The sequence below is a fragment of the Psychrobacter fjordensis genome, assembly GCF_904845995.1.
In the GTDB taxonomy this organism is placed as follows: domain Bacteria; phylum Pseudomonadota; class Gammaproteobacteria; order Pseudomonadales; family Moraxellaceae; genus Psychrobacter; species Psychrobacter fjordensis.
Window position 1 is genome coordinate 1,368,795 of sequence record NZ_CAJGYP010000001.1, and the last position, 24,387, is coordinate 1,393,181.

Annotated in this window: 23 protein-coding genes; 13 read left to right on the forward strand and 10 right to left on the reverse strand. The window is 42.6% G+C overall.

Annotated features, from left to right (window positions below; genetic code table 11):
• Positions 1 to 464: 464 nt before the first annotated feature.
• Positions 465 to 1,094: a superoxide dismutase gene (locus JMW61_RS05750; RefSeq protein ID WP_201549906.1), complete on the forward strand. Its 630-nt coding sequence runs from the start codon at positions 465 to 467 to the stop codon at positions 1,092 to 1,094.
• Positions 1,095 to 1,209: 115 nt separating this feature from the next.
• Here the strand turns inward: JMW61_RS05750 and JMW61_RS05755 are convergent, their stop codons facing one another.
• From JMW61_RS05755 to JMW61_RS05780, 6 genes are all read right to left on the reverse strand, one after another.
• Positions 1,210 to 1,950, reverse strand: coding sequence for an SDR family oxidoreductase (locus JMW61_RS05755; protein ID WP_201549907.1), 741 nt, complete (start codon positions 1,948 to 1,950; stop codon positions 1,210 to 1,212).
• Between the two features lie 266 nt (positions 1,951 to 2,216).
• Positions 2,217 to 3,245: a hypothetical protein gene (locus tag JMW61_RS05760; RefSeq protein WP_201549908.1), complete on the reverse strand. Its 1,029-nt coding sequence runs from the start codon at positions 3,243 to 3,245 to the stop codon at positions 2,217 to 2,219.
• 121 nt (positions 3,246 to 3,366) lie between these two features.
• Positions 3,367 to 4,119: a DUF4145 domain-containing protein gene (locus JMW61_RS05765; RefSeq protein WP_227687366.1), complete on the reverse strand. Its 753-nt coding sequence runs from the start codon at positions 4,117 to 4,119 to the stop codon at positions 3,367 to 3,369.
• Between the two features lie 130 nt (positions 4,120 to 4,249).
• Positions 4,250 to 5,419 carry a metal-dependent hydrolase gene (locus JMW61_RS05770; RefSeq protein WP_201549909.1) on the reverse strand — a complete coding sequence of 390 codons (1,170 nt, stop codon included), beginning with the start codon at positions 5,417 to 5,419 and terminating at the stop codon, positions 4,250 to 4,252.
• Positions 5,420 to 5,502: 83 nt separating this feature from the next.
• A complete protein-coding gene (locus JMW61_RS05775) occupies positions 5,503 to 6,321 on the reverse strand; it encodes a DUF72 domain-containing protein (RefSeq protein WP_201549910.1) in 819 nt (272 codons plus the stop codon).
• A gap of 70 nt (positions 6,322 to 6,391) precedes the next feature.
• Positions 6,392 to 7,465, reverse strand: a complete 1,074-nt coding sequence (locus tag JMW61_RS05780) for a polyprenyl synthetase family protein (RefSeq protein WP_201549911.1) — start codon at positions 7,463 to 7,465, stop codon at positions 6,392 to 6,394.
• Between the two features lie 839 nt (positions 7,466 to 8,304).
• Here JMW61_RS05780 and fadB point away from each other — a divergent pair.
• The 6 genes from fadB to JMW61_RS05810 all read left to right on the forward strand — a co-directional run bounded on the left by fadB (position 8,305) and on the right by JMW61_RS05810 (position 14,580).
• A complete protein-coding gene (gene fadB / locus JMW61_RS05785) occupies positions 8,305 to 10,464 on the forward strand; it encodes a fatty acid oxidation complex subunit alpha FadB (protein ID WP_201549912.1) in 2,160 nt (719 codons plus the stop codon).
• A gap of 231 nt (positions 10,465 to 10,695) precedes the next feature.
• Positions 10,696 to 11,868, forward strand: a complete 1,173-nt coding sequence (fadA, locus tag JMW61_RS05790) for an acetyl-CoA C-acyltransferase FadA (RefSeq protein WP_201549913.1) — start codon at positions 10,696 to 10,698, stop codon at positions 11,866 to 11,868.
• Positions 11,869 to 11,987: 119 nt separating this feature from the next.
• A complete protein-coding gene (locus JMW61_RS05795) occupies positions 11,988 to 12,230 on the forward strand; it encodes a hypothetical protein (RefSeq protein WP_110924172.1) in 243 nt (80 codons plus the stop codon).
• Positions 12,231 to 12,477: 247 nt separating this feature from the next.
• On the forward strand, positions 12,478 to 13,053 hold the full coding sequence (locus tag JMW61_RS05800) for an isochorismatase family protein (RefSeq protein WP_110924173.1): 576 nt from the start codon (positions 12,478 to 12,480) through the stop codon (positions 13,051 to 13,053).
• Between the two features lie 178 nt (positions 13,054 to 13,231).
• Entirely contained in the window at positions 13,232 to 13,879 is a 648-nt protein-coding gene (locus tag JMW61_RS05805) for an HD domain-containing protein (protein ID WP_201549914.1), read from the forward strand.
• 167 nt (positions 13,880 to 14,046) lie between these two features.
• Complete coding sequence (locus JMW61_RS05810) at positions 14,047 to 14,580, forward strand: DUF1287 domain-containing protein (RefSeq protein WP_227687416.1); 534 nt, start codon at positions 14,047 to 14,049, stop codon at positions 14,578 to 14,580.
• 162 nt (positions 14,581 to 14,742) lie between these two features.
• Here the strand turns inward: JMW61_RS05810 and asd are convergent, their stop codons facing one another.
• A complete protein-coding gene (asd, locus tag JMW61_RS05815; RefSeq protein ID WP_201549916.1) occupies positions 14,743 to 15,579 on the reverse strand; it encodes an archaetidylserine decarboxylase in 837 nt (278 codons plus the stop codon).
• Positions 15,580 to 15,691: 112 nt separating this feature from the next.
• Between asd and dtd the strand changes: the two genes are divergently transcribed.
• From dtd to phoR, 3 genes are all read left to right on the forward strand, one after another.
• Entirely contained in the window at positions 15,692 to 16,147 is a 456-nt protein-coding gene (gene dtd, locus JMW61_RS05820) for a D-aminoacyl-tRNA deacylase (RefSeq protein ID WP_201549917.1), read from the forward strand.
• Positions 16,148 to 16,293: 146 nt separating this feature from the next.
• Positions 16,294 to 16,998, forward strand: coding sequence for a phosphate regulon transcriptional regulator PhoB (phoB, locus tag JMW61_RS05825; RefSeq protein WP_197102499.1), 705 nt, complete (start codon positions 16,294 to 16,296; stop codon positions 16,996 to 16,998).
• Positions 16,999 to 17,060: 62 nt separating this feature from the next.
• Positions 17,061 to 18,152 (forward strand): phosphate regulon sensor histidine kinase PhoR, encoded by a 1,092-nt coding sequence (phoR, locus tag JMW61_RS05830; protein ID WP_227687367.1) that lies wholly within the window; start codon positions 17,061 to 17,063, stop codon positions 18,150 to 18,152.
• A gap of 39 nt (positions 18,153 to 18,191) precedes the next feature.
• On the opposite strand, the gene JMW61_RS05835 is transcribed toward phoR, so the two are convergent.
• Entirely contained in the window at positions 18,192 to 18,782 is a 591-nt protein-coding gene (locus tag JMW61_RS05835) for a M23 family metallopeptidase (protein WP_201549918.1), read from the reverse strand.
• Positions 18,783 to 18,964: 182 nt separating this feature from the next.
• Between JMW61_RS05835 and JMW61_RS05840 the strand changes: the two genes are divergently transcribed.
• Positions 18,965 to 19,657 (forward strand): putative quorum-sensing-regulated virulence factor, encoded by a 693-nt coding sequence (locus JMW61_RS05840; RefSeq protein WP_201549919.1) that lies wholly within the window; start codon positions 18,965 to 18,967, stop codon positions 19,655 to 19,657.
• Positions 19,658 to 19,684: 27 nt separating this feature from the next.
• Here JMW61_RS05840 and JMW61_RS05845 read toward each other — a convergent pair whose 3' ends face one another.
• On the reverse strand, positions 19,685 to 20,599 hold the full coding sequence (locus JMW61_RS05845) for an alpha/beta hydrolase family protein (protein WP_201549920.1): 915 nt from the start codon (positions 20,597 to 20,599) through the stop codon (positions 19,685 to 19,687).
• Between the two features lie 335 nt (positions 20,600 to 20,934).
• Between JMW61_RS05845 and JMW61_RS05850 the strand changes: the two genes are divergently transcribed.
• On the forward strand, positions 20,935 to 21,612 hold the full coding sequence (locus JMW61_RS05850; protein WP_201549921.1) for an LOG family protein: 678 nt from the start codon (positions 20,935 to 20,937) through the stop codon (positions 21,610 to 21,612).
• 199 nt (positions 21,613 to 21,811) lie between these two features.
• Here the strand turns inward: JMW61_RS05850 and JMW61_RS05855 are convergent, their stop codons facing one another.
• Positions 21,812 to 23,383, reverse strand: a complete 1,572-nt coding sequence (locus JMW61_RS05855) for an FAD-dependent oxidoreductase (RefSeq protein ID WP_201549922.1) — start codon at positions 23,381 to 23,383, stop codon at positions 21,812 to 21,814.
• Positions 23,384 to 23,883: 500 nt separating this feature from the next.
• Between JMW61_RS05855 and JMW61_RS05860 the strand changes: the two genes are divergently transcribed.
• Complete coding sequence (locus JMW61_RS05860; protein WP_201549923.1) at positions 23,884 to 24,318, forward strand: COG4315 family predicted lipoprotein; 435 nt, start codon at positions 23,884 to 23,886, stop codon at positions 24,316 to 24,318.
• The last annotated feature ends 69 nt before the right edge of the window (positions 24,319 to 24,387 follow it).

Sequence of the window (24,387 nt, forward strand, 5' to 3'; positions counted from 1 at the left end):
ACCGTCATATTTGCAGTAGTCATTGATGTCTGTGAGGTAGCTTGGGCTATCGGCTGGGCTATCCGCTAATACATAGCCAATGGCTATACTGATTGTACGATCTATAACATTTGGTAACTGATACTTTTGGTCATTGTTGCTATAATACTCGCCAAGCTACAGCGAGTTATATCCTGTAACTTTTGAATATTTAATTAATAAATGCTTATGAAGTCAAACACTTGGCTTTTAAGCAAAGAATAATAGCAAGCAGCAACCGCTAGGTTCATTTTGGATTCATAATAATACGTGATATTGTATTGAGCAGTACCCTGTATCAAGCAATAATATTCATTTCAAACAATAAACTCAGCCAATTTAGTCCGTTATTTTATAGTGTTTTTTGCGGTGTAAAAATAGCGTAAAATTCAGTTTCTATAATCAGTTTTATAAACTAACGGCTAAACAGCAAGGATAAAATAACTATGTCAAACATTACATTGCCAGAACTACCATACGCAAAAGACGCACTAGAGCCACATATCAGCGCCGAGACGCTAGAGTATCATCACGATAAGCATCACAATGCATACGTGACTAAGCTTAACGAATTGCTACCAGGTTCTGGTCTAGAAGACAAAACGTTGCCAGAAATCATCCTAGCGACTGCTAACGATGACAGCAAGCAAGGTATGTTCAATCAAGCAGCTCAAGTATGGAACCACACGTTCTACTGGAACTGCATGACGCCAACAAACGGCGGCGGCGAACCTACTGGCGATCTAAAAGCGAAAATCGAAGAAGATTTCGGTAGCTATGACAAGTTCCGTGAAGAGTTCAAAAACGCAGCATTGACTCAGTTCGGTTCAGGTTGGGCATGGCTAGTCGCTGATAAAGTCGGTGGCAAACTGTCTATCGCTAAAACCCCTAACGCTGGTACACCACTAGCGAACGGCCAAGTCGCTGTATTGACTTGTGATGTGTGGGAACATGCGTACTATGTTGATTACCGTAACCGTCGTCCTGACTATGTAGATACTTTCCTAGACAAGCTAGTGAACTGGGACTACGCAAACGCAAAATATAAAGGTCAAGATGCTGGCGTTGAAGAGTAATCTTTAACTGCTAAGTATTTGATTGATAAAAAAGGACACCGTGAGGTGTCCTTTTTTTTTGTTTGGTCGTTCTGTTTTTGGTATTAATATACATACCGTCAATACAATAACGCTATTAAGCTATACCGCCGTTAGCACCGATATTTTGCCCAGTGACCCAAGTGGCTTCTTCGCTCACCAAAAATGCCACCACACGGGCGATGTCGACTGGCTCACCGATACGGTTAAACGGTGACATGCTAGCGAGGTTTTCTACCGTGTCATCTGCTTTACCTTCGTGGAACAGCTCAGTATCGGTAGGGCCGGGAGACACTGCATTGACAGTGATTCCTCGCGTGCCAACCTCTTTAGAGAATATTCTGGTTAGCTGATCTACCGCACCTTTGGTCGCGCAATAGGTGCCATAAGTGGGCAGCATCATGCGAGTGGTCGTACTTGAGAGATTGACGATACGACCACCATCATTAAGTTTGGCTGCTGCCTCACGCAATGTATTAAACGTGCCTTTTACATTGATAGCAAATATACGGTCAAAATCCTCATCGGTCGTCTCTGCGATAGGCTTGCAGATAATCACGCCTGCGCTATTGACCAAAATATCTGGCTTGCTAAACGCATCAATAGTGGCATCAAACATTGCTTCGACTTGCTTGGCATTACTAACATCTGCTTGCACAGCGATGGCTTCACCGCCTGCCGATTTAATTTGGTTGACGATATCATTGGCTGCTGCGTCATCATTTGCGTAATTGATAACGGTTTTAGCCCCTGCTGATGCGAGCAATATGGCTATCTGTGCGCCGATGCCTTTTGATGAACCGGTTACAATCGCGACTTTATTATTTAGTGTTGTCATTATTATTCTCTCTATTATGGTGGATAAATATCAGAGTGCTTATATTGCATTTTGACTGATGATTTTTAATTAACGATCCAGACATTACCAGTGTGCAAAGACAATGAGTAGAGCGGTTACGTATAATTATTTTAGGATAAGCTTATCTATTGTGTCTATGCGGATGTAAAGCATAGAGTTTAAGAGGTTGGCGTGGAAAGTTAGTCTCTAGCTATTGAGAGTTTGGAAGAAAAAAGGACACGATGAGGTGTCCTTTTTTGGTTTGATTAATTGTTTATATTATTGTCTAAAGCTTTTTCATCCAGCTTTCTTAAGACAAATTTACCTTGCTCTACTACGTTAGCAGATTTGTCAGCTGCAAATTTTTCTGCAAAAATTCTAGATTGAATGCCTAGTTTCTCAATATTTCTTATAAGAAATTCTGCTGAAACTTGTCTTACAATAGGAGAGCGATCAGCAGCTGCTCTATTTAATAGTTCCAGAAAAGGCGGTTGCACGTCAATTTTCCTTTCAGCAATAATGGGTATCAGCTTTCTTTTACCATATGCTTTATCAATCCATTGCCATTCTCGTCCTTTAACCCACGTCATACGACTTTCAAATAGGCTGCGATACGCTTTTGATCTAACGTAAGGTTGGACAGCATCGCTAGCAACTTCGTCGAGATAGTTATCGAGAATATCTGCACGACCAATTTGTGAAAGTAACGATGGCATTGGTCCTGATGTAGAGGATATTAAATGAGATTTAAGCAGTAGGGCCATTTCCTCTGTGGCAATCATATCTAAAAATATTTGATTGTCAGCTTCTTCAATTTTGCCCCACGAATGCCAATTAAGTAGAAGCATGCACAGTACTTCAGCAACGTATTCAGGTTTCGTACTTCTGAGCAATGACGGAAGTATCTTAATTGCAGCTTTACGAACTTGTGGTACCCAGTCATTTAACCTGCGCACAACTAAAGCAAAAAAGAAAGCATTTGGTGCGCCACCTGATAGCGCGAGTAAACTCTTTTCTCGCTTATATCCATCTCCATTAACGATACCTAACCAAGTTAATTTCACGTTTGGTTTAAACCAAAGCTGCCATTTTGAACGAGTAGCAAAGTGCAAATTGGTATCAAGTTCGCTACGAATGAGCCGCTCCCAATAATCTAAATTTATCAACTTCAGATTTGAAGTTACTTGAATCAGTGAGGACATATCTCCTCTATAATCGTTGCTAGAATCGATCGATCGAGTGAACTGCTTGATAGCTGATACGATGTCGTTCGTTGTATTTTGAAGTTCTTGCATAATGGGTACCTCTATTGGCTATAACACTTCAAGATTATGCGTGACTGGAGCCACACACGACATCGCAACACTGTGATAAGTATGTGTTCTAGTGGTGGTTTAAAGTTTTAAAATCGATAACTTATTTTTGCTTATCTCTTTGCTTAATATGTTCCTGAGTATCAGGGGGAATTAGGTCTGCATATAAACTATCTAGCTCTCTTGGTTTTGTAATTAATTCATAAGCAATATAATTTAAAATATCGAATAACTTGCGAGCGATCTCAATATTATCATCTAAATCTATCTGACCAGGATGAACTGCATTATTACCCACGACTCTTAATAAATCTAAAGCTTGTTGCATTTGAATGCTTAAATTATCAGCTACCAAATCCTTAATATCTTTATTAATATTTTTTCCACTTCCACCTATTTGCTTAAGAAGTTTTTGAAGGGCTAATCGCAAGAGAGCAGTAGAACCTTTTGGTGAATCTATTAAGATATTGGAAGCTTCAATATAAAGAGCTTTGATATCTTCATCTAAATCTTCGTTAGGTAATGGAACTGTGGTTTTCTTAGGATAGATAATTTCTTCATTTACCCATAATGTAAATTCTTCACATGAAGAACAGCTTGCCACTGAAAAGCCTTTAGGACAAAATTGATAAAGGTTTTTTTGCAGTTCATTATCAATCACATTTAAAAATTGAATAATGGGTTTTTGATAAAAACTCTCAATACTTGATCTGTAGTTAAGATACAGATGATTAATAATATTGATCGTTGTACTTCCAACGTCATCAGCATCAAACCATTCTTGAGTCGCAACAGTATTGCAATGAGGGCACTGAAACTTACTATCTCTGTAATTTGGTATCATATGTTGCTCCATAGTTCATTCATGTATAAATTCATACTCTACAGAAAATTATACTCTGTTCTACAGAACCTCAAATCTAAATTTTCCTAATGCCTTTCTAGGGATCGTATGTAATAAGCATGTGTTTTATTCTTAGTCATCACTAATCCTCATCAACTAAAATCCAGCCACCATCTTTATCCACAACCGACTCGTCAAATACTCTCACAAACCCCTGTTTCACTAATTCAATACGCGATACTTCAGCTTCACCACCAACTTTGATAATGGGTGCGTCTATAGGCGTAATCGATTGCCATGGTGACGCTTGATGCATCTTATTGGCCAATACAAAACTAAAGAACGCCGTGTCGCCTGCCATCATACGTAGATCATCAACGACCAGCTGGACGTCTTGTTTGTTCGGTTCAACAGAATTATCAAGCATCGTTTGAGTTCGGTAGCCTGTCCAATCACCAGAGAACCAGTCTAGCCTATGTGCATAGGGCTGGCTCGCTGTTGGTAAGTTTGCGCGTAGCGTCTGCGAGTTGTCATACTGCGTCAGATAGCGATACTCAGGTAAGCGACTGTCTAAAACGCTACCGCGTATTTCAATCAATCTATTTTGATCGTCTTCAGCGACCGTACGCCACATCAGGATAGTCGGTAGCACAGGCATGGTTTTGATACGGGCTATATTGTTTATTTTGGCAGCCGCTAACGTTTGCTCAGCTTTGTCTTGCGCGTAATATTTTAGCCCTAACGACATCATCAAATACCCACTACTGATAACCAGCGTCCAAATGGCAAGCCGTTGACAGTGGGCTAATACGCCAGTTTTGAAAACACCAAGCTTGCGTCCTTGTGTTAGCCCTACGATCATGGCGATGAGCAGTGGCAACGTATATAGCGGATCGATGATGAACATCGAGGCAATGCTAAAAGGCGTCAGCGATAAAGACTCTTGTAGCGGCCACAACAATTGAGTGCCATAGACCGTGAAGCTGTCTAAAATTGGATGGGTCGTGAGCGCCAGTGTCATGGCCGTTGCCAAGCGCGTCGTAGAGTAAGGCAGTGGCATGTTGCGCCATGCATGATAGCGGCTAATCAGCAAAGCGCCTACGATGCCGACTGCCGTCAGGACAATCAATGAATGACTAAAACCACGGTGATAAGTCATATTGCTGATGGGATCAGGATAATTTATTAAGACATCCAAATCGGGCAATGTGCCTAGCATTGCCCCATATAGATAGGCTTTGCGTCCTTGGTATTTACCCAGTATCGCACCTTGTACACTAGCGCCTAAAACAATCTGACTAAGTGAATCCATGGTTATCTACTTATATGGTTTTTTATTTGCTTTCTTATTTGAGTGTGAGTAATGACTGACTATCAAATTAGACAGTTTTTGGTTTAAAAAATTTCAAAATGGTGAGCGGATAAAGCCTCACGTAACATCGCAATATTATAATACGCATGTGCTTTAGTAGTGTTTTGAAAGAAGATATATAACGTATCAAAGTGCTGACGCTGATTGGCAATCGCTTGCGCCCAGTCTCGCATCTCAGCCTCGCTATAACGATAGTCATGACGGTCAGCTGCGCTCATCGCATCCCACCAGTTTAGATTATTGCCGTGCATACGCAGATAGCCAGTGCGTTCGGTAAATATCAACCGTGACGGTGGCAATCCGCTAACCTTTGGGTAATCAACGCTACACCAAATGAGACCTTGCTGCCGAAAGCTATCGACCACTTGCGGCGTGTGCCAAGCGTTATGGCGAAACTCAATGGTTAAGGGATAATCTTGAAACCAACTAACGAGGTTTGCTAAATAGAGTCGATGCTCGCGAGTACGATCAAAGCCATGCGGAAACTGGAGTAATAATGGCGCTAAAGCATTTGCTTCGATAAGTGGAGATAAGGCGTTTAGAAATGCTTGTGCATGCTCGGCAGTGCCTTTGCGAGCGTGGGTAAAGTCTTGGTGCAGTTTGACGGCGAACTTTAACTGACTGTCCGTTTGCACGTAGGCTTTATCGAGCATCCCTGCAAAGGCTTTTTGCCCAATAGGTGCGTAAAAGCTGCTATTAATCTCTACAGCACCGTATTGCTTGGCATACTCACGTAAGAAATCTGTCTTTTTGGTGCCAGTAGGATACAGCGTACCGAGCAAGTCGGTATCGCTATAGCCACCAGTGCCAAGATAAATACGCGGGGTAGGGGAACTGTCCATGTTGACCACTCACTGCCGTTTGGGTAATAAGGTTTGCTACGATATCTTTTGTCTTCGGTTATTCACTAAACTATTTCTTACGCGACCAGAGCCATTCAATCAATGCCAATAGCGCGTCGTTGTCTGTGTCAATGTTGTCGGTGCTACTACTCATTTCGCGAATAATGGCAGCACGTCCGTCATTGAATAGCGACTGTGCATAGTCAGTCGCTTGATCCACACCCATGAATTTCACATAGGTAGACTTGTCCAGTTTTTCATCGCTGCCGGCAGGTTTGCCCAGCGTATCGGTGCTAGTCGTCACATCTAAAATATCGTCTTGAACTTGAAAGGCCAGACCGATGTGTTGGGCACATTCTTGTAGTGCCATGCGCTGAGGAGCGGTTGCACCAGCACAGATACCGCCCATGAGCATAGCCGCTTCAATCAATGCGCCCGTTTTGTCACGGTGGATGGCTTCCAAATCGGTTTGTGTGATGCTGTCACTGGCTTCGGCATTGAGATCCAGCATCTGACCGGAGACCATACGTCTGGCACGCGGCGCAAATATAGCCATGAGCTGGCTTGCAATATTTGAGTCATAAGGCGCAAAAGTAGGCAGCTCCGCGGTCAATACTTCAAAAGCGAGTGTTTGTAGCACATCCCCTGCTAGCAGGGCTGTCGCTTCGTCAAAGACGATATGAGCCGTCGGCTGACCACGGCGCAGCTCATCATCGTCCATACAGGGCAAATCATCATGTACCAACGAATAGGTATGCAGTAGCTCCACTGCCAACGCTGCACGGCGCGCCATATCATAATCTGAGTCATTTTCTAATAGTGATGCTAAGTCATCGCTGACTGCCGTGTCTTTATCAAACTTATTATTAATATTCTTATTATTAATATTCTTATTATTAATATTCTTATTATTATCATTCACGTTAGCGAAAGCACTGGCGACCAACAGTGGACGCACCAGTTTACCTTGTCCCGTCATGACATAACGGCAGGCATCGACTAGTGGGCTAGGGAGCTTGGCATAAGCAAACAGCACGTCGATATCTTGCGCCAATTGCGCGCGCACCGTGCTATGAAATTGTTCGTTATTATCAAACGATATAAAGCCAAAAGGAGTAGGGTTTAGCGTAGAAGAAACAGTCATAGTCCAACCATTTATAGGGATACAGTTTATAGGAATGCAGTAAAAATTATTAGGGATAAGATAAAAACGACATTAGTGTAGCATGATAGAGCGTATGGCTTGTGTGTGACAAAGTATCAATCGATTGTTTTTCGCGACTGTTTTCGCGACCATAATATTCTAACAATCTCTCGTTACGTATCATTGATTTCACTGATGGATTGAATGTGTTGTGATAAAGGCGTATGTTTGATGGTTGCTGCTATTATTTATGCGCTGCAAGACAATATTTACTCAAAGCCTGACAGTGCCACGCTTGATTTGAGTATACAATCATTCACTAAAGCACTTTGCGCATAAGGTAAATGCTTACAGGTGATTTAAGAGTGACTTGCGAGTATGGTATTAGCTTGTGACAGTGAGGGTCATAATCCCCTACACTAATTGGCGTAGAGATAGTCTGATGATGAAAACATGGGTTTTATACCTGTATCTAAACTAAGTGGATAACTCATATAAAGCCAAATCTCAGTCAGTATTTATAACATCAATACTTGCAGCAGTAGCACCTTGAAAGAAATTATATAAATGAAGCGCCGTATTTATTTGTGTTAAAGAAACAATATAGCCATAAATACATAATGATAAGCGCTAGATAATAAAGACATCTTCACTGGTTAATCTGCCATGCTTTTTGTCATGATGACGTTATTTTTGTTTGTCATGATGAGAGTACAGACCAATCAGTGCTATTACTTACTTTACTAACAATAACCGGCTATTTTTTACAGTCTAAAAAGTAGCTTTATAAGTCATAAATTTTATTACATCGTTTTTATTACAATAGAAAGGAGTTCCACATGGTATACCAAGGAAATCGCATCACGGTGACAATGCTAGAGGATGGCATCGCCAATATGCAGTACAACGCTGAAAATGAGAGCGTGAATAAATTTGATGCTGAGACCAACAAGCAGTTTGGTGAAGCAGTTAGTGCGCTAGAAAAAGCGGACGACGTAAAAGGTCTTATCGTTACTTCAGCCAAAGGCGTGTTTATCGCTGGTGCTGACATCACAGAATTCGTTGGTTCTTTTAAGAAGTCGGAAAGTGAGATCAAAGAGTGGGTCGTTCATGTCAATGACGCTTTCAATCGTTTTGAAGACCTGCCATTCCCTAAAGTGGCTGCTATTAATGGTGCTGCAATGGGCGGCGGTTGTGAGATGACCTTGGTTTGTGAATACCGTGTCATGAGCGACAAAGCGATTATCGGTCTACCAGAAACTCAATTGGGTATCTTCCCAGGTTTTGGTGGTACGGTTCGTAGTACACGTATCATTGGTATCGACAATGCACTTGAGCTTATCGCTACTGGCGCTCCTAAAAAAGCACTAGCAGCACTAAAGCTAGGCTTGGTTGATGCGACCGTTCCAGCTGATGACTTGCAAGATGCAGCGATTGACTTGGTCAAAAAATGTATCTCAGGCGAGCTTGATTGGAAAGCAAAACGTGAAGAAAAACTGGTTCCTGTTAGGCTAAATCAGCTTGAGCAAGCCATGGCATTCAACAGTGCCAAAGGTATGATCTTTGCCAAAGCCAATCCTAAGCAATACCCAGCACCAGCGCTAGCGATCGAAGCCATTGAAAAACACGTGAATTTACCACGTGACAAAGCAATCGAAGTCGAAGCGGCTGGTTTTGCAAAAGCGGCTAAAACGCCACAAGCAGAGAGCTTGGTTGGTCTGTTCTTAAACGATCAATTGGTTAAAAAGTTAGCAAAACAGCACAGCAAAAAAGCACATGAAATCAATGAAGCAGCCGTACTAGGCGCTGGTATCATGGGTGGCGGTATTGCCTATCAAGCAGCCAGCAAAGGCTTGCCAATCATCATGAAAGACATCAAGTCTGAGCAATTAGACCTTGGTATGGGCGAAGCCAGTAAGTTACTTGGTAAAATGGTCGATCGCGGCAAAATGACCCCAGCAAAAATGGGTGAAACGTTAAGCCGTATCCGTCCAACGCTTAACTACGGCGATTTTGCTGAAACTGACATCGTTATCGAAGCGGTAGTCGAAAATCCAAACGTGAAGCGTGCGGTACTAAAAGAAGTAGAAGGTCTAGTAAAAGACGATTGTATCCTAGCGTCAAACACCTCAACCATCTCTATTACTTTCTTGGCTGAAGCGCTTGAGCGTCCAGAAAACTTCGTCGGTATGCATTTTTTCAACCCAGTACACCGTATGCCATTGGTCGAAGTTATCCGCGGTGAAAAATCATCTGAAGAGGCCGTTGCGACTACCGTTGCACTAGCGTCTAAAATGGGTAAAGTGCCAGTAGTGGTGAATGACTGCCCAGGTTTCTTGGTTAACCGTGTTCTGTTCCCATACTTTGGCGCGTTTGACTTGCTACTTAAGCAAGGTGCTGACTTTGCTCATGTCGATAAAGTTATGGAAAAATTCGGCTGGCCTATGGGTCCTGCATATCTAATCGATGTCGTCGGTTTAGACACTGGTGTTCATGGCGCAGAAGTCATGGCAGAAGGTTTCCCTGATCGCATGAAGCCTGATTATAAAGGGGCTATTGAGCTTTTATATGAAAACAAACGCCTAGGTCAGAAAAACGGTGTTGGTTTTTATAAGTATGAAATGGACAAACGCGGCAAGCCAAAGAAAGTCGCTGACGAAGCCACTTATGAGCTGCTAAAAACCACGACTGATAGCGAAAAGCAAGAATTTGACGATCAAGCCATCATTGATCGCACCATGATTGCATTCTGTAATGAAACAGTACGTTGCTTAGAAGATAACATCGTGAGCACGCCAAGCGAGGCAGACATGGCCATGATTATGGGCGTAGGTTTCCCGCCATTCCGCGGTGGCCCTTGCCGCTATGTCGACCAAATGGGTCTAGAGAACTACTTGGCACTGTGTGAAAAATACGCATATCTAGGCAAAGCTTATGAAGCCCCGCAAAAGATTCGCGACATGGCAGCAGCGGGCGAGACCTTTTACGCAACAGCGTAATAGGCAGTCACTACTAGGATGAAGTGCCGTACGTTTGCTATCTTTGCATAAAAGCAATAGAGACATGAATCGTCTCCAATAGTGAACGTACGATTATAGTTGGTTCAACTTAATGCTAGTACAAGGAAATCGAGCGCAAATGTACCTATTGTACTTTAAGCGAGATTGACGAGTTAATAGTAGTAAATTGAGCTGACTACACTGACAATAAAAATTGAAAAGGAAGATAGTATGACAATTTTAAGTCCAAAAGACGTGGTCATCGTAGATGGCGTACGCTCAGCGATGGGTAAAACGAAAAACGGTATGTTCCGCCACGTTCGCGCTGATAGCATGTCTGCTGAATTGGTACGTGCATTGGTTGAGCGTAATGACTTTGACCCACGTGACGTTGAAGACATCATCTGGGGTTGTGTCAACCAAACGCTAGAGCAAGGCCTAAACATCGGTCGTAACATCGGTCTGCTAGCTGGTATTCCAAAAACTGCTGGTGGCCAAACAGTCAACCGTCTATGTGGTTCTTCTATGCAGGCGCTTCATACCGCCGCTGCTCAAATCATGACCAATCAAGGTGATGTATTCATCATCGGTGGTGTTGAGCATATGGGTCACGTCGGCATGATGCATGGTGTTGATCTAAACCCTGCTGCTTCTAAGCATTATGCAAAAGCCTCAAACATGATGGGCTTGACCGCTGAGATGCTGGGCCGTATGAATGGTATCACTCGCGAAGAGCAAGACGCGTTTGGTCTTGAGTCACATCGCCGTGCATGGGCTGCGACTACCGAAGGTCGTTTTGATAATGAAATCATCGGCATCGAAGGTCATGATGCTGCGGGTCGCCTGCAACTATGTACTGTTGATGAAGTGATTTGTCCAGATGCGACCATGGAGCAAATGCAAAAGCTACGTCCAGCGTTTGATCCTAAAGGTGGTACAGTAACGGCTGCAACGTCATCTGCATTGTCTGACGGTGCGTCTGCAATGCTAGTGATGAGCGCACAAAAAGCCAAAGAGCTAGGTCTAAAACCACGTGCTCGTATCCGTAGTATGGCAGTGGCTGGTTGTGATGCTGCTATTATGGGTTATGGTCCTGTACCTGCGACTCAAAAAGCACTTAAGCGTGCTGGCATGAGCATCGATGATATGCAAACCATCGAGCTAAACGAAGCATTTGCTGCTCAAGGATTATCAGTACTTAAAGCATTGAACTTGACGGACAAGCAAGACATCGTCAACATCAATGGTGGCGCGATTGCATTAGGTCATCCACTAGGATGTTCAGGTGCTCGCATCACGGTTACCTTGCTAAACGCAATGGAGCAGTCAGATACTGAAATCGGTCTAGCGACGATGTGTATCGGTCTTGGCCAAGGTATTGCTACTATCATTGAGCGTGTGTAATTGTTGATTTATTGAATTGATTCTAATAAAAGCTCTGCACTCGTGCAGAGTTTTTTTTATTGAGATCAAAATCGATTAATTAGTTTTTAATCATATTATTATAACTTTTTAGAGTGAATATGAAAAATTTATTGGGAATGGGGTTATTATCTTTGGGTATACTTGTAGTAGCTGGATGTGCTACCACAAGCAGTAACTGTCAGCCAACGGACAGTATTTATATGAAAAATTATCAGCAAGCATTGGATAATGGTAATAGTGAAAGTACTGCATCGCGAATGGCGAAATACAGCTGCCAAGCACATAACTTAGGGAAATGGGCTGAAGGTAGCAAAGACTCTGGAAACACACCAAAAGAGTAAGTTCTACTTGATGCCAACTGCACCAAATTAGACACACAAAAGCAAAATAGCGATAAACTTTCACATTTATGGTCTTAATCGCTATAAAAAAACCTTAGCTTTTAGAGCTAAGGTTTTTTTATAGCGATTATTTAAGTTTATCTCCATTGACGCATTCATAAAACTGTGACTAAATAAGAGTTGGTTCAACAATGATAAAACTAAAACGGATTTGAATTATAAACGTCAGTTGTACAAGGAGTGTGCTATGTCTACTATGATTACCGATCGTACTTATCGAATCGCTCGCGAAAACACGCAAGCCATGATTATTGATGTGCAAGAGCGTCTTACCCCGCATATTTATGACCACGAGAATATCGTCAAAAAAACCGTGACGCTTATCAAAGGTCTCCAAGCGCTGAATGTTCCTATTATGCTCAATGAGCAGTATAAAAAAGGTCTAGGCGATACATTGCCGGAGATACGTGAAATATTAGAAGGCACTAATGCCAAAAGCTTTGAGAAAGTCACGTTTAGCGCTTGCGACAATAATGACTCATGGCACTATCTAGCACAGCAGAATCGCAGCATTGTTTTATTGTTTGGGGTAGAGGCGCATGTCTGTGTACTACAAACCGCACTGGATTTACTTGATAACGGTATGCAACCCGTCATTATTGGGGATGCGGTTGGGTCACGCTTTCCTTATGATAAAAAGCAAGCCATTCGCCGTATTCGCCGGGCAGGTGGTGTGATTACCACAGTCGAAACCATTCTGTTTGAACTGTGCCGTAGCAGCGAAGACCCTGCCTTTAAGACGATTAGCAATTTGATTAAATAGCTTTTGGCATGACGTATAGTTAAGCCGTTAGTATCATGCCTACACTTATAAGTTAGATATATTTGAATAGTTTTTATAAAAATAGCGCTTGATAGAATCAGCGCTATTTTTATTTTTGATAAACCTTAATATAAGCAAGATAAAGCGAAATCAATCCATAGAAAAATTAGAGAAAAGTATGTCAGTAGTTAATCCAGCAGTATCCACCAAATCTATCTTATTAGCCGATTCAACGCACACTGCAGACATCGATATAAATGACGTCACCCATTTTTTACTAGAGTTGGATGCGTTAAAACGAGTCAATCGCCGCAGCTATGTGACGGGTACCACGCGCTTAGAAAACTCTGCTGAGCACTCTTGGCATTTGGCCATGGCATGTTGGTCCATCGCTGAGCAGTTTGAGTTAGATGTCAATCATGAAAAGTTATTGAAGTTAGCATTGGTACATGATTTGGGTGAGATTGATGCGGGCGATACGTTTTTGTATGCCAGTACTCGTAGTACTGCACACGTAGAAGAGCGTGAAGGTATTGCTCGGTTACAAGCTGAACGTGGTAATGGTATTGCGAATTTAAGTGAAGTTTGGGAAGCGCAAGAGACGGGCGATAGTAAAGAAACTCAACTGCTAAAAGTGATTGATCGTTTACTGCCTTTTTTACTCAATCTAAATACCGAAGGAAAAACATGGATTGAGCTGGGTGTCACTCGCTCGCAAGTGAGCGGTGCACATGCATTTATCAAAGACAGCTTTCCTAGCATTCATGACTGGCTATCAGAAAATATCAAATACGCGACTCAGCAAGGGTGGTTGATTGATTTGTAAAGGGACAGGATGATTGTTTAAACATTTTGCAACTTAGCTATCATTTGCACGTGCTACAGTATTGGTGATTGGTTCAACCAAAAAGAGATTGTTAAATGAGATTATCTGTAACTTATAGAACATTATGTACATCGCTGGTCTTGGTCAGTGTATTAGGCTTGGCACAAATGGCTCAAGCCGCGACCTCCATCAGTAGTGGTAATAAATTGGCGCACGATGCCAAAAAGCAAATTGGGGTTACCACCAGTTATGATCCCGCTTATCGTAAATTAGAGTTTCCGCGTGGTGATGTGCCGATAGAAAGCGGCGTTTGCACTGATGTCATCATCAGAGCGTATCGTCTGCAAAACATTGATCTACAGCAATTGGTCAATCATGACATGAAGTCCAACTGGTCAAGCTATCCAAAAAATTGGGGACTGAAATCGACGGACAAAAATATTGACCATCGTCGTGTGCCCAATCTGGAAGCATTCTTTGAGCGTCAAGGCCAGACATTATCAATTGCGGATAAAGACAGCTTTCAAGCGGGAGATATCGTGTCATGGCGTTTGCCAAAAAGTAACTTGCCGCATATAGGCATTGTCTCGGACAAAGTAGCCGCGGATGGCACACCGTTGATTATTCATAATATCGGCAGTGGTACGCAAGAGGAAGATATCCTATTTGCTTATCCTATCCATAAGCACTTTCGATATTAAGGTACTTTGAATATCTTTCAATATTGAAGTGCTTTCGCGATGAGTCGTTACTTTTAATAATTAGTAAAAAGTAATCAATAAAAAGCCCCGTTAAGCGTTATGATTTACGCTTAACGGGGCTTTTATTTTTCGCGGCTCTTATTTTGTGAGTCGGTAGTACATTTATTTGGTATCGGTAATGCCCAATAACTGTCCCATTTGTACAACACTATTGGCTTTCATACTGTCTTGCCAAGCAGCTTTGGCAGCTTTTGGTAGCACGACAATGGCAGTTGAGCCTAAGTAAAAACGGCCCAGCTCATCGCCTTTCTCAAAGCTCATGTCATGGTCGGCTTCTTGGATATCATCCGTACGTGAGATTTTACCTGTCGCTACCGTTTCGATACCAGCGACAATCATCGCTCCGACCATCACTACGGCTGCTTTGCCATACTTAGTATCAAACATACAAACCAAACGCTCATTACGTGCAAATAAGTCAGGCACGTTATCGGCAGTCGTATTATTGACCGAAAACAGCGTACCCGGTACGTAACGCGTCTTGGTTAAAGTACCATCGAACGGCATATGGACGCGGTGATAATTACTAGGTGCTAGATAAACGGTTGCAAAGCTACCATCAGCAAAATAATGGCCGTCTTCGCTATCAGCAAGTAGCTGCCCGACATCGTAGTAGCGACCTTTGGCTTGGAGCAATTTATGGTCTTCGATCTGACCCAACTGCGAGATAACACCATCCGCAGGGCTGACAATACCGTCAGCAGTCGTATCGATAGGGCGAGCATCGTCTTTTAGTTCACGAGTAAAAAAATCATTGAAACTTTCATAGGCATTAAAGCTCTGGCGCTCATACTCGTCCAAACTGACATGATAAGCTTTAGCAAAGCTACGGATAAATGCGCGTTTGACGTAAGGGTGGCGACTTGCGGCTAGACGGCCTGCAACTTTACTTAGCTGCTGCTGCGGGACAAGCTGTTGCAAGGTGGTGAATAAATTCATAATGAGGTTACCAAAGTAAAGTTCAATGTAATAATTAATGGGCAAGTGAATGGCTGCATTTTATCATGGACAGCATGTTATTGTATGAGCATAATCTGTAAGGAGTCAGTAAATGAAAGCGCTTATACAACGAGTGAAGGGTGCGAGTGTCACCATTGATGAACAGTGTGTCGGTACTATTGAGCAAGGTGTGTTGGCATATATTGGTTTGGGTCACGATGATACGCTACAAAGCGCGCAGAGAATGGTCGATAAAATCTTGACTTATCGCATCTTTGAAAATGATGATGATCCTGCCAAATATGGTAAATTAGATAAAAACGTCCAGCAAGTAGCCGGCGGATTACTATTGGTATCACAGTTCACTTTGATGGCAAAAACCGATAAAGGCCGTCGCCCTGACTTCGGTGGTGCAATGGCACCCGATATGGCACAGGCATTGTTCGCACAATTGGTTGCTTATGCCAAAACCCAGCATGCCAATGTGGCCACTGGTCAGTTTGGCGCTGATATGCAGGTCTCAAGTATTAATGATGGGCCGCTGAATTTCTTATTAGAGGTAAAGTAAACAATCGGATTCAATATTAAGGATAAGGCATTTCAAACAAATGTCATTAAGCTGTCATAATTAATCCGTTTAATAGATAAAATATAGCGAGCACCTATCGCCTTTTTTATAAGTTGAGTTTTGTCATCTAACGCTGAGAATACCGTATGTATAATGAGCAAATTTTGATTGTTGAAGATGAACCTGCGATTCGTGAGATGATCGTAATGACACTAGAAATGGCTGGATTTGATAGCTTACAGGCAGCCGATGTGTCAGAGGCGCATCAGCAAGTCGTCGATCATAGGCCTGCGCTTATTTTATTAGATTGGATGCTGCCCGGAGATAAAAGCGGTGTTGATTTTTGCCGTATGCTCAAAAATGATGAGATATTGTCCGAAATCCCCGTCATTATGCTGACGGCCAAAGGTGAAGAAGATAGTAAGGTTCACGGCCTTGATGCGGGTGCTGATGACTATATGACCAAGCCCTTTTCGACACGTGAATTGATATCAAGAATCAAAGCAGTGTTGCGCCGTAGTAGTGCGCTCAGTAGTGATAAGCCTATCGAAATAGGCAATCTAAGCCTAGATACAAAGAGCCAGCGTGTGACAGCCACAGGCAAAGTCATCGAGGTTGGCCCCACTGAGTATCGATTATTAGCATTCTTTATGAGTCACCCAGAGCGTGCTTATACGCGGACCCAACTGCTAGATCAAGTATGGGGTGGCAACGTCTATATTGAAGATAGAACCATTGATGTACATATCAAACGTCTGCGTACATTACTGCGCCCACATGACTGTGATAAGTTGATACAGACGGTTCGTGGTACAGGCTATCGGTTTTCTAGCTTTATTGAACCCAGTTAGTTGACCCTAAAAGTGCCTTGGCAATCGTGGCCCAATATAGCGAATAGTGGTAAGGATAATAAATGAGCAATACTATGCCAATAGACAATAACCAGCAGGGCACGTTAAAGCCAACCTCTCAGAAGCATGCAACGGATCAACTTAAAAAAATCAGCAGCGCCGTACAAGCATTAAAAGATGCGGTGATTTTAATCAATGATGATGATGGTTTGGAGTGGTGGAATCAAGCGGCAGAGGATTTGCTGCTATTGCAAGTAACGGATAAAGGTCAAAGTATTTTTGACTTCATCAGTGCCCCTGAATTCCGTCAATATTATCAGTCTACGACGATACCTAACGATGGTGTTCATATAGAATCATGGCGAGATGCTAAGCGCTATCTAAAGTGTGAAATTACACCGTTTGGTGATGAAAAGCTGCTCATTATTTATGACGTGACACGATTGCATAATTTAGAAGAAATGCGCCGCGATTTTGTCGGGAATGTCTCGCATGAATTGCGGACGCCATTGACCGTAATGATGGGGTATTTAGAAAACTTCTCACATCAGCCAGATATGCCGCCGCATTGGCGTCGTGGTTTTGAGTTGATGACTCAGCAAACAGCTCGCATGAATAGAATTGTAAATGACTTGCTCCTGTTATCTCGCATTGAAATCGAAGAAGCTCATGAGCTGACTTATATTGATATGACCAAGCTGTTGACTCATGTCTATGATGATGCGCAAGCTTACAATCAATCGTATGGTCATACCATTCATTTGCAGATAGATACTTATGACGGGCTACAAGGTTCAGAGATGTACCTAAATAGTGCATTGTCGAATTTGGTGATAAATGCTATTAAATATACCCCAAAAGGTGGCGATATATCCATCAGCTGGACCAAGACATCAGAAGGCTGCAAGTTCGCTGTTGAGGACAATGGCATTGGCATTGCACCGCAGCATATTGAGCGTTTGACGGAGCGTTTTTATCGTATTGATAAAGGCCGTAGTCGTGCCACAGGTGGTACAGGTTTGGGCCTCGCGATTGTAAAACATGTCCTATATCAACATGAGGCAAAATTACAAATTGACTCGGTAGAAGGGGTCGGCTCCACCTTTAGCATGGTATTCCCAGCAGCTTATGTTCGATCTGCTCCTCCGAGTTAAGACCGAAAATATTACTAATTTATAGACGGATAATATGCCCTAATTCTTTTGCAAAAATGGATACGGGTTCACAGCGCTACCATTGATGTATATCCCATAATGGACATGGGGCGGTGTCCCTTTTGCATTGCCACTATCACCAACGTAACCAATGATATCACCAGCATTCACCCAGTTGTTGGGAGCAATATCGGCATAATCTTCTAAATGCGCATAGTAGTGTCCTGCGCCGCCAGGTCCAACGATGACCACCACGCGACCACCCAAATTATTTTCACCTACTTTGCGGACGATACCTTGCGTTGTCGACTGTATCGGTGTGCCTCGCGCTGCAAAAATATCAATACCTTCATGCGAGCGGCCTTGACTACGCGCAGCACCCCAAGTATCCGTTAGATTCTGCTCTGGTAACGGCGAGGGTAGGCTGTCTTCTGTGGGCAGTGCTTGCTGCAATAGACTCAACTGTTGCCATTTTGATACAACGAATGACTGTGTTTGTTGGCTGATACTTGGCAGTAGTTTGTCTAATATAAACAATAGCATCACCAACACAGCAGCTCTAATGAGTACGCTTAGTACACGGCGTAAAAATGTGGGTTTGGCTCGCTGATGTTCATCGACAGGTAGCATAGGTCTCTCTTAAATTTTCTATATTATTGAATACTATATTGTAGAAGTTCTATCCTTTACTTTCTGTATGAGCTTGTTATATTTGGTTTTTATCCCAATAACTATAAATGTAGCAAGCATGTTTTTATTCACTATAACGCTTCTGTTAGGCTATTTCAGCCACTATTGATGATCCATATTCTATGACTGATTTCGACACTGCACTGATTATCGACACCGAAACAGATCAAGGCCGTGATCCACGACCTATTCAAGTTGCGACTATTAATGTGGCGACAGGGTTTGAGTGGATGAAATACTTTAACAGTGGTCGCGCCATATCACCAGTTGTCATCAAGGTACATGGTATTACTGATGAGGATGTGGCTGGACTTGAGCGTTTTGAATTAGACCAATTTGAACTGCCTGAGTATTTGATTGGTCACAACGTACGTTTTGATTGGCGAGTGATTGGTAGCCCCTCTGCCAAGCTGATATGTACGGTGCGGCTGGCGAGGGCAGCCTTTCCAGAATGGAGTGCTTATGGTCAGTCCAAGTGTATCGAGCAGTTATTGGGGAAGTCTGAAGCAAGTAGAATGACGGTGGCTGCTCATGATGCACTAGGTGATGCACGCATGTGTTATTTGCTGTATCAGGCTTGCTGCGAACGTCTAGAGATTGCTCCGACGGATTTTGCAGCGGCGTATGCTATTTCTAATAAAGCGACCCCTGTGAGTAAAATGCCGTTTGGCAAGCATAAGGGCAAGCCCATTAAAGAGGTACCTATCAGCTATGTGAAATGGATGATAGGCAATATTCATAACATGCAGCCGTCGCTTTATTCCGCATTAACCAAGCGTATCAAAGCAGAAGAGAGCGAAAGCTCAGAAAAGTAAATATCCTTCTTAACGTAAATATCCCTCTTAATGCTGCTTACTCAGCCAATCAACTGCCATCTGCCAAAGCTCTGGCGCTTTGGCATTGGTTTTGCTACTAAAATAACGCATGTGACCGATATGATTTAGCCCGAAATCTTTGGGTTCTAAAAAGCGCTTTTCTACTGGCATTTTTGTAAATACGCGAATCATATCATCCATGTTTTTGCTATTGGCAATCTCGTCATCGCTAAAGCCCAACCAAAGCGCTGGCATGCTCAGTTCATCATAGAAATGCGTGTGTATGCTCTTGCCAAAAGCGGTCTTGATATAGCCTGCACCATTACACCAATCACGCCACTGTCGAGCCACACCGCGCGGTAATGGCTCACCCATGCCAATCTTGTCCGATGGTGTGTAGCCTAGCGTCAAGTTAGTGAGTGGGATAAAGGCATCCATAAAGCCCATTGCTTTGAGCTTATATGGCATATTCATGTTTTTGATACGTCCTGATGAGCAGGCAACGTTGAATACGGATTTGATAGCCTTATAATTTGGCATCAAACCAATGAGCTGACCGCCTGCGCTATGACCAATCAGATGATAAGTCGCGTCAGAAAACTCATCTTGTAAAGCATCAAGGACGGCTGGCATGTCATGGCGACCCCAGCTAATCAGAGACGCATCACATTTAGATAACTCAGAAGAAAGCGATTCGCCAATGCCTTCATTCTCAAACGTCAGTACCCCAAAGCCATGCTCTGCTAAGTAGGTCGCAAAGCTATGGTAAAACTGGCGTTTGATACCAGTGGCTGGCGCTATCATAATCGCTGTTTTTATTGTTTCTGCAGGGCGATAAACGGTCGCTACTAATGCCTTATTACGGTCTGTCATGATGCTCAGAGAGTAAACCTCTATTTGAGAGTCAGTATTTATTTGATTATTGATAGGGCTATTTTCCATGGTTTGGCCTTAGGATGTTTTATCGTTTTTATAAGTGCGTTTGATGAGTAAATAAGAGCTAACCGTCTCGGGCATGTAGTCATTGCGTAGTGATAAATCGTTGCTGATATCTGACAGGGTTGCTTATGTTAAAATAAATCTTAGTGAGGAAGGCACTCGAAGATGACTTCCAAGTTCTATTTTTTTTATTTTAAATGCTATTATCTATCAAGGTTTTCATACAAATCTATTTTTGACTTGAGGGTATGCCCCAGTATACATACACTTTTTAATAACTAAATTTTTAATCAATAGACATTCAATAAAAACAATCGATGTAACATTAAGGAAGCTATATGCAAATGAAGATTAACAACGATACGTATGAAGTTATCACTAGCCAAGACATCACTAACATTGAGCAAGCAGTGAATAAATCAGCATTGACGATGCCATTAGTGGCAGTGTATTGCGGTTCGCGTCTCGGTAATAAAGAAGTTTACGAGCAAGCAGCACGCGAGCTGGGTCGTGCGTTAGCAGATAACGGTATGGGTTTGGTCTACGGTGGCGCTAGTATCGGGCTGATGGGTGCCGTTGCAGATGAAGTGATCAAGGGCGGTGCACAAGCGATTGGAGTGATTCCAACCTTTATGCTCAAACATGAGATTGCTCATGAACAGCTAACTTGTCTACACTTGACCGATACCATGCACACCCGAAAAACAGTGATGGCAGAGTATGCGGATGCATTTATCACACTGCCTGGTGGTCTTGGTACATTAGAAGAAATCATGGAGATTGCTACTTGGCGTCAGCTATATCAGCATGAAAAGCCGATGATCATCCTCAATATCAATGGTTTTTATGATCGTATGATTGAACATTTAAAATATACTACTGACCAAGGTTTTATGAAGCAAGAAGATCTTGAGCGTTTGGTGGTGTGCAATACCATTGATGAAGCCATTGACCTATTAAAAACCGTAGTAACCATCGATAGTGCTGTCGATACAGAAAAAATGGCTGGTAATTAAGTTCGAGCCTATGCGGTATTTAGCTTGTAATCGATTCAAGTTATAAATAGCACAAAGCAATCAAGCGTAGATGCATAAAAAAAGAGAGAGTGGCTAATAATATGCCACTCTCTCTTTTTTTACTCAATTTTTAAATAGCCAATGATAAAGCTTAAGATAAGCCTGATACCATATCTCATTTATATGTATATGAGATTGACTATACCGTATCTAAGTCCTTCTTAGGAATACTATGGTTCACGCCCGCCATCGCTATGGGAAAGCCACGTTCTTCAGCCAAACTACGAGCGACTCTATCAATAGTCATACTATCGTTATGTACTAAATAAGACCACTCATGAGCATCACGGTTTCGATTCGCAGGCGTATCAGAATTAACCAAGCCAAGTTTGGTCAGCTCGTCAACGATTTGATCAGCAGCGATTAGAGTCGATGACGCTTTGACGTTTTCAGCACGCGCATAACGTATATTGGAATACAGGCTCACATCAGCGACTCGCAAGGTGTCATCTTGCCCGGGTATTTGCTGACCACCATATAGCGCATTACCAACTGTACGCGCGCTATGAAATGTCGGTACAAACTCAGCCACATAATCAATCGATTGCTGACTGCGTGCTTGTAGCGGTGCCTTGTCCCAGCCATCTTCGATATAGTGCACATATTGTGGTGGCAATTTGGGTTGGGCGCTGTCTTTGCTAGAAGCGACCAATCCGTCGTCAAACAAAGTAATGAATTTACTCATGCCATGTATTTGAAAGTAGCCACCTGGATAAGGGGTCAGCTGTGCCATGCCTTCTGGTGTACCTCGATTACCATAGACGATAATCTCTGGTATCTGTCCACCAGCATTGTCCCAATGCGTAATATAAGAGGATTTAAACTCGACCATGCGAGTCACTTTGACACCGACCATATCGTCGATTACACCAGTACGAAAGCCACAAGCATTGATCAAGTAATCCACTTCGATAGACTCAGTTTGAGGCCTTGATTCAAGGGCTGATTCGAGATTTGATTCGTAACCAGCCGCTTGTTGATAGTCGATACGCCATTTGGTGACATGATGATCCGCGTTTGAGCAGTTTTCGCAGTCGACAGGCATGACTTGCTGTACTTGAGTATCGGTAAAGACATGGGCATGGTCATAATCTGCTAGTGCCAATTGTGCAGAGGCCGCTAAGCGAAATATATTCCAGCCGTACTCTTGTACGACGATTAATGGAAATTTGACTTTGTTCAGATCCAGATATTTAGCGACTGGTATCATCCATTCGTCAACGGTCGTTGGTACAGCAACTTGCTCACGCTCGGACAGCTCAATCAATTGCTCATGGCTATAGAGCTGATAGTAGTCTTCTGGCTCACCCAGTACTTTATTATTGTCATCCTGAGCGATAAGCTCCCGATAGGCATCGGTCAATATATCGAGGCGTGGGAGTAAGTCTTCGGGCAGGCCACCATCTCTTGTCGGCACGGCAAATACGGTTGGACGTACGTCGATGGTGTAAGGATAAAGACGCAAAATATCGATGCATTGTTTTAGTAGGGCGACACAATCCTCGTCAGGTATCTCGCGATATAGATTGCCCCCTGCATGTAGATGACACATCGGCGGGCCATCAATCAGTGATTTGTTTTTTTCAAATAAATACGTCTCAAGTCCTAACGCTGCAAGGCGAATAGCAATAGTTGCTCCGGCCGTACCACCACCTAGAATACCGACGCGTTTGGTAGGATGCGTTTGATTTTTGATAACAGATTGAGTCATTGTCGTTGTTGTATCCTTAATAGCATTCACAGCAAATAGTGCTCGATGTATTCATTAACTATCTTGTGTCTAAATAACTTATAACTGTTGATATGCGTGCAAAGTTGCCAAGTTCAATATGTATATTGGACCGCAATGGTAATATTTTCTATTGTTTAGTAACTCTTAAACTCTATAGCGTTATTTTACGAAAAACTACAACTGATATGATGGCAAATAAGTAAGTGAATACATGAGTTTTGTCAACGAGTAGGTAGGACTGTCTGTCCAGTGCGATGGATTTGTTGGCTTGTTCCGTAGGATATAAGCAGTTTTGTAAAGACCACTCTGTATAAAAACAACTGTCTATATGCCCATGCTATATTGAATAGCTTGAAGTCAGGATTGGGTCATTTTTGCTTTTACTTAAATCACATGTAATCAAAGCACATGTACTCAAGTCGTATGATCGTAAGCAAACTCTAAATAAAATTAACCATGACAATAACAAGGACGTTATCATGAAACGTATGCTCATATTATCGGCGTTGACAGGTGTTTTGACGCTCACTGGTTGTTCAACTTTAAACAATGTAATGGGGAAAGATGGTTCTGGCATGCATGAAGTGCAGGCTACTAATAATAATACGGCACCTATTACGAGCAAAAACGGTATGTTGGTCGATGCGAACAATCACATGACCTTATATACTTTTGATAAAGATGCTATGGGGAAATCAGAATGTGGCGCTGCGTGTTTGTTAGTATGGCCAGCATTTTTAGCACCTGATAATGCGAAAGCCTCAGGTCAGTTTGCTGCATTTCAGCGCGAAGATGGTAAGTATCAATGGTCCATGAATGGTAAGCCTTTGTATTTCTATGCCAATGACACTAAGGTGGGCGACAAAGATGGCGATAACAAGTTAGGTGTTTGGCACATTGTTGAAATGAAATAAACACACTTAACCTTAAGTCAAAAAAAGCAGCCATCATCGTGGCTGCTTTTTTGTTTGCTAATACTTGCT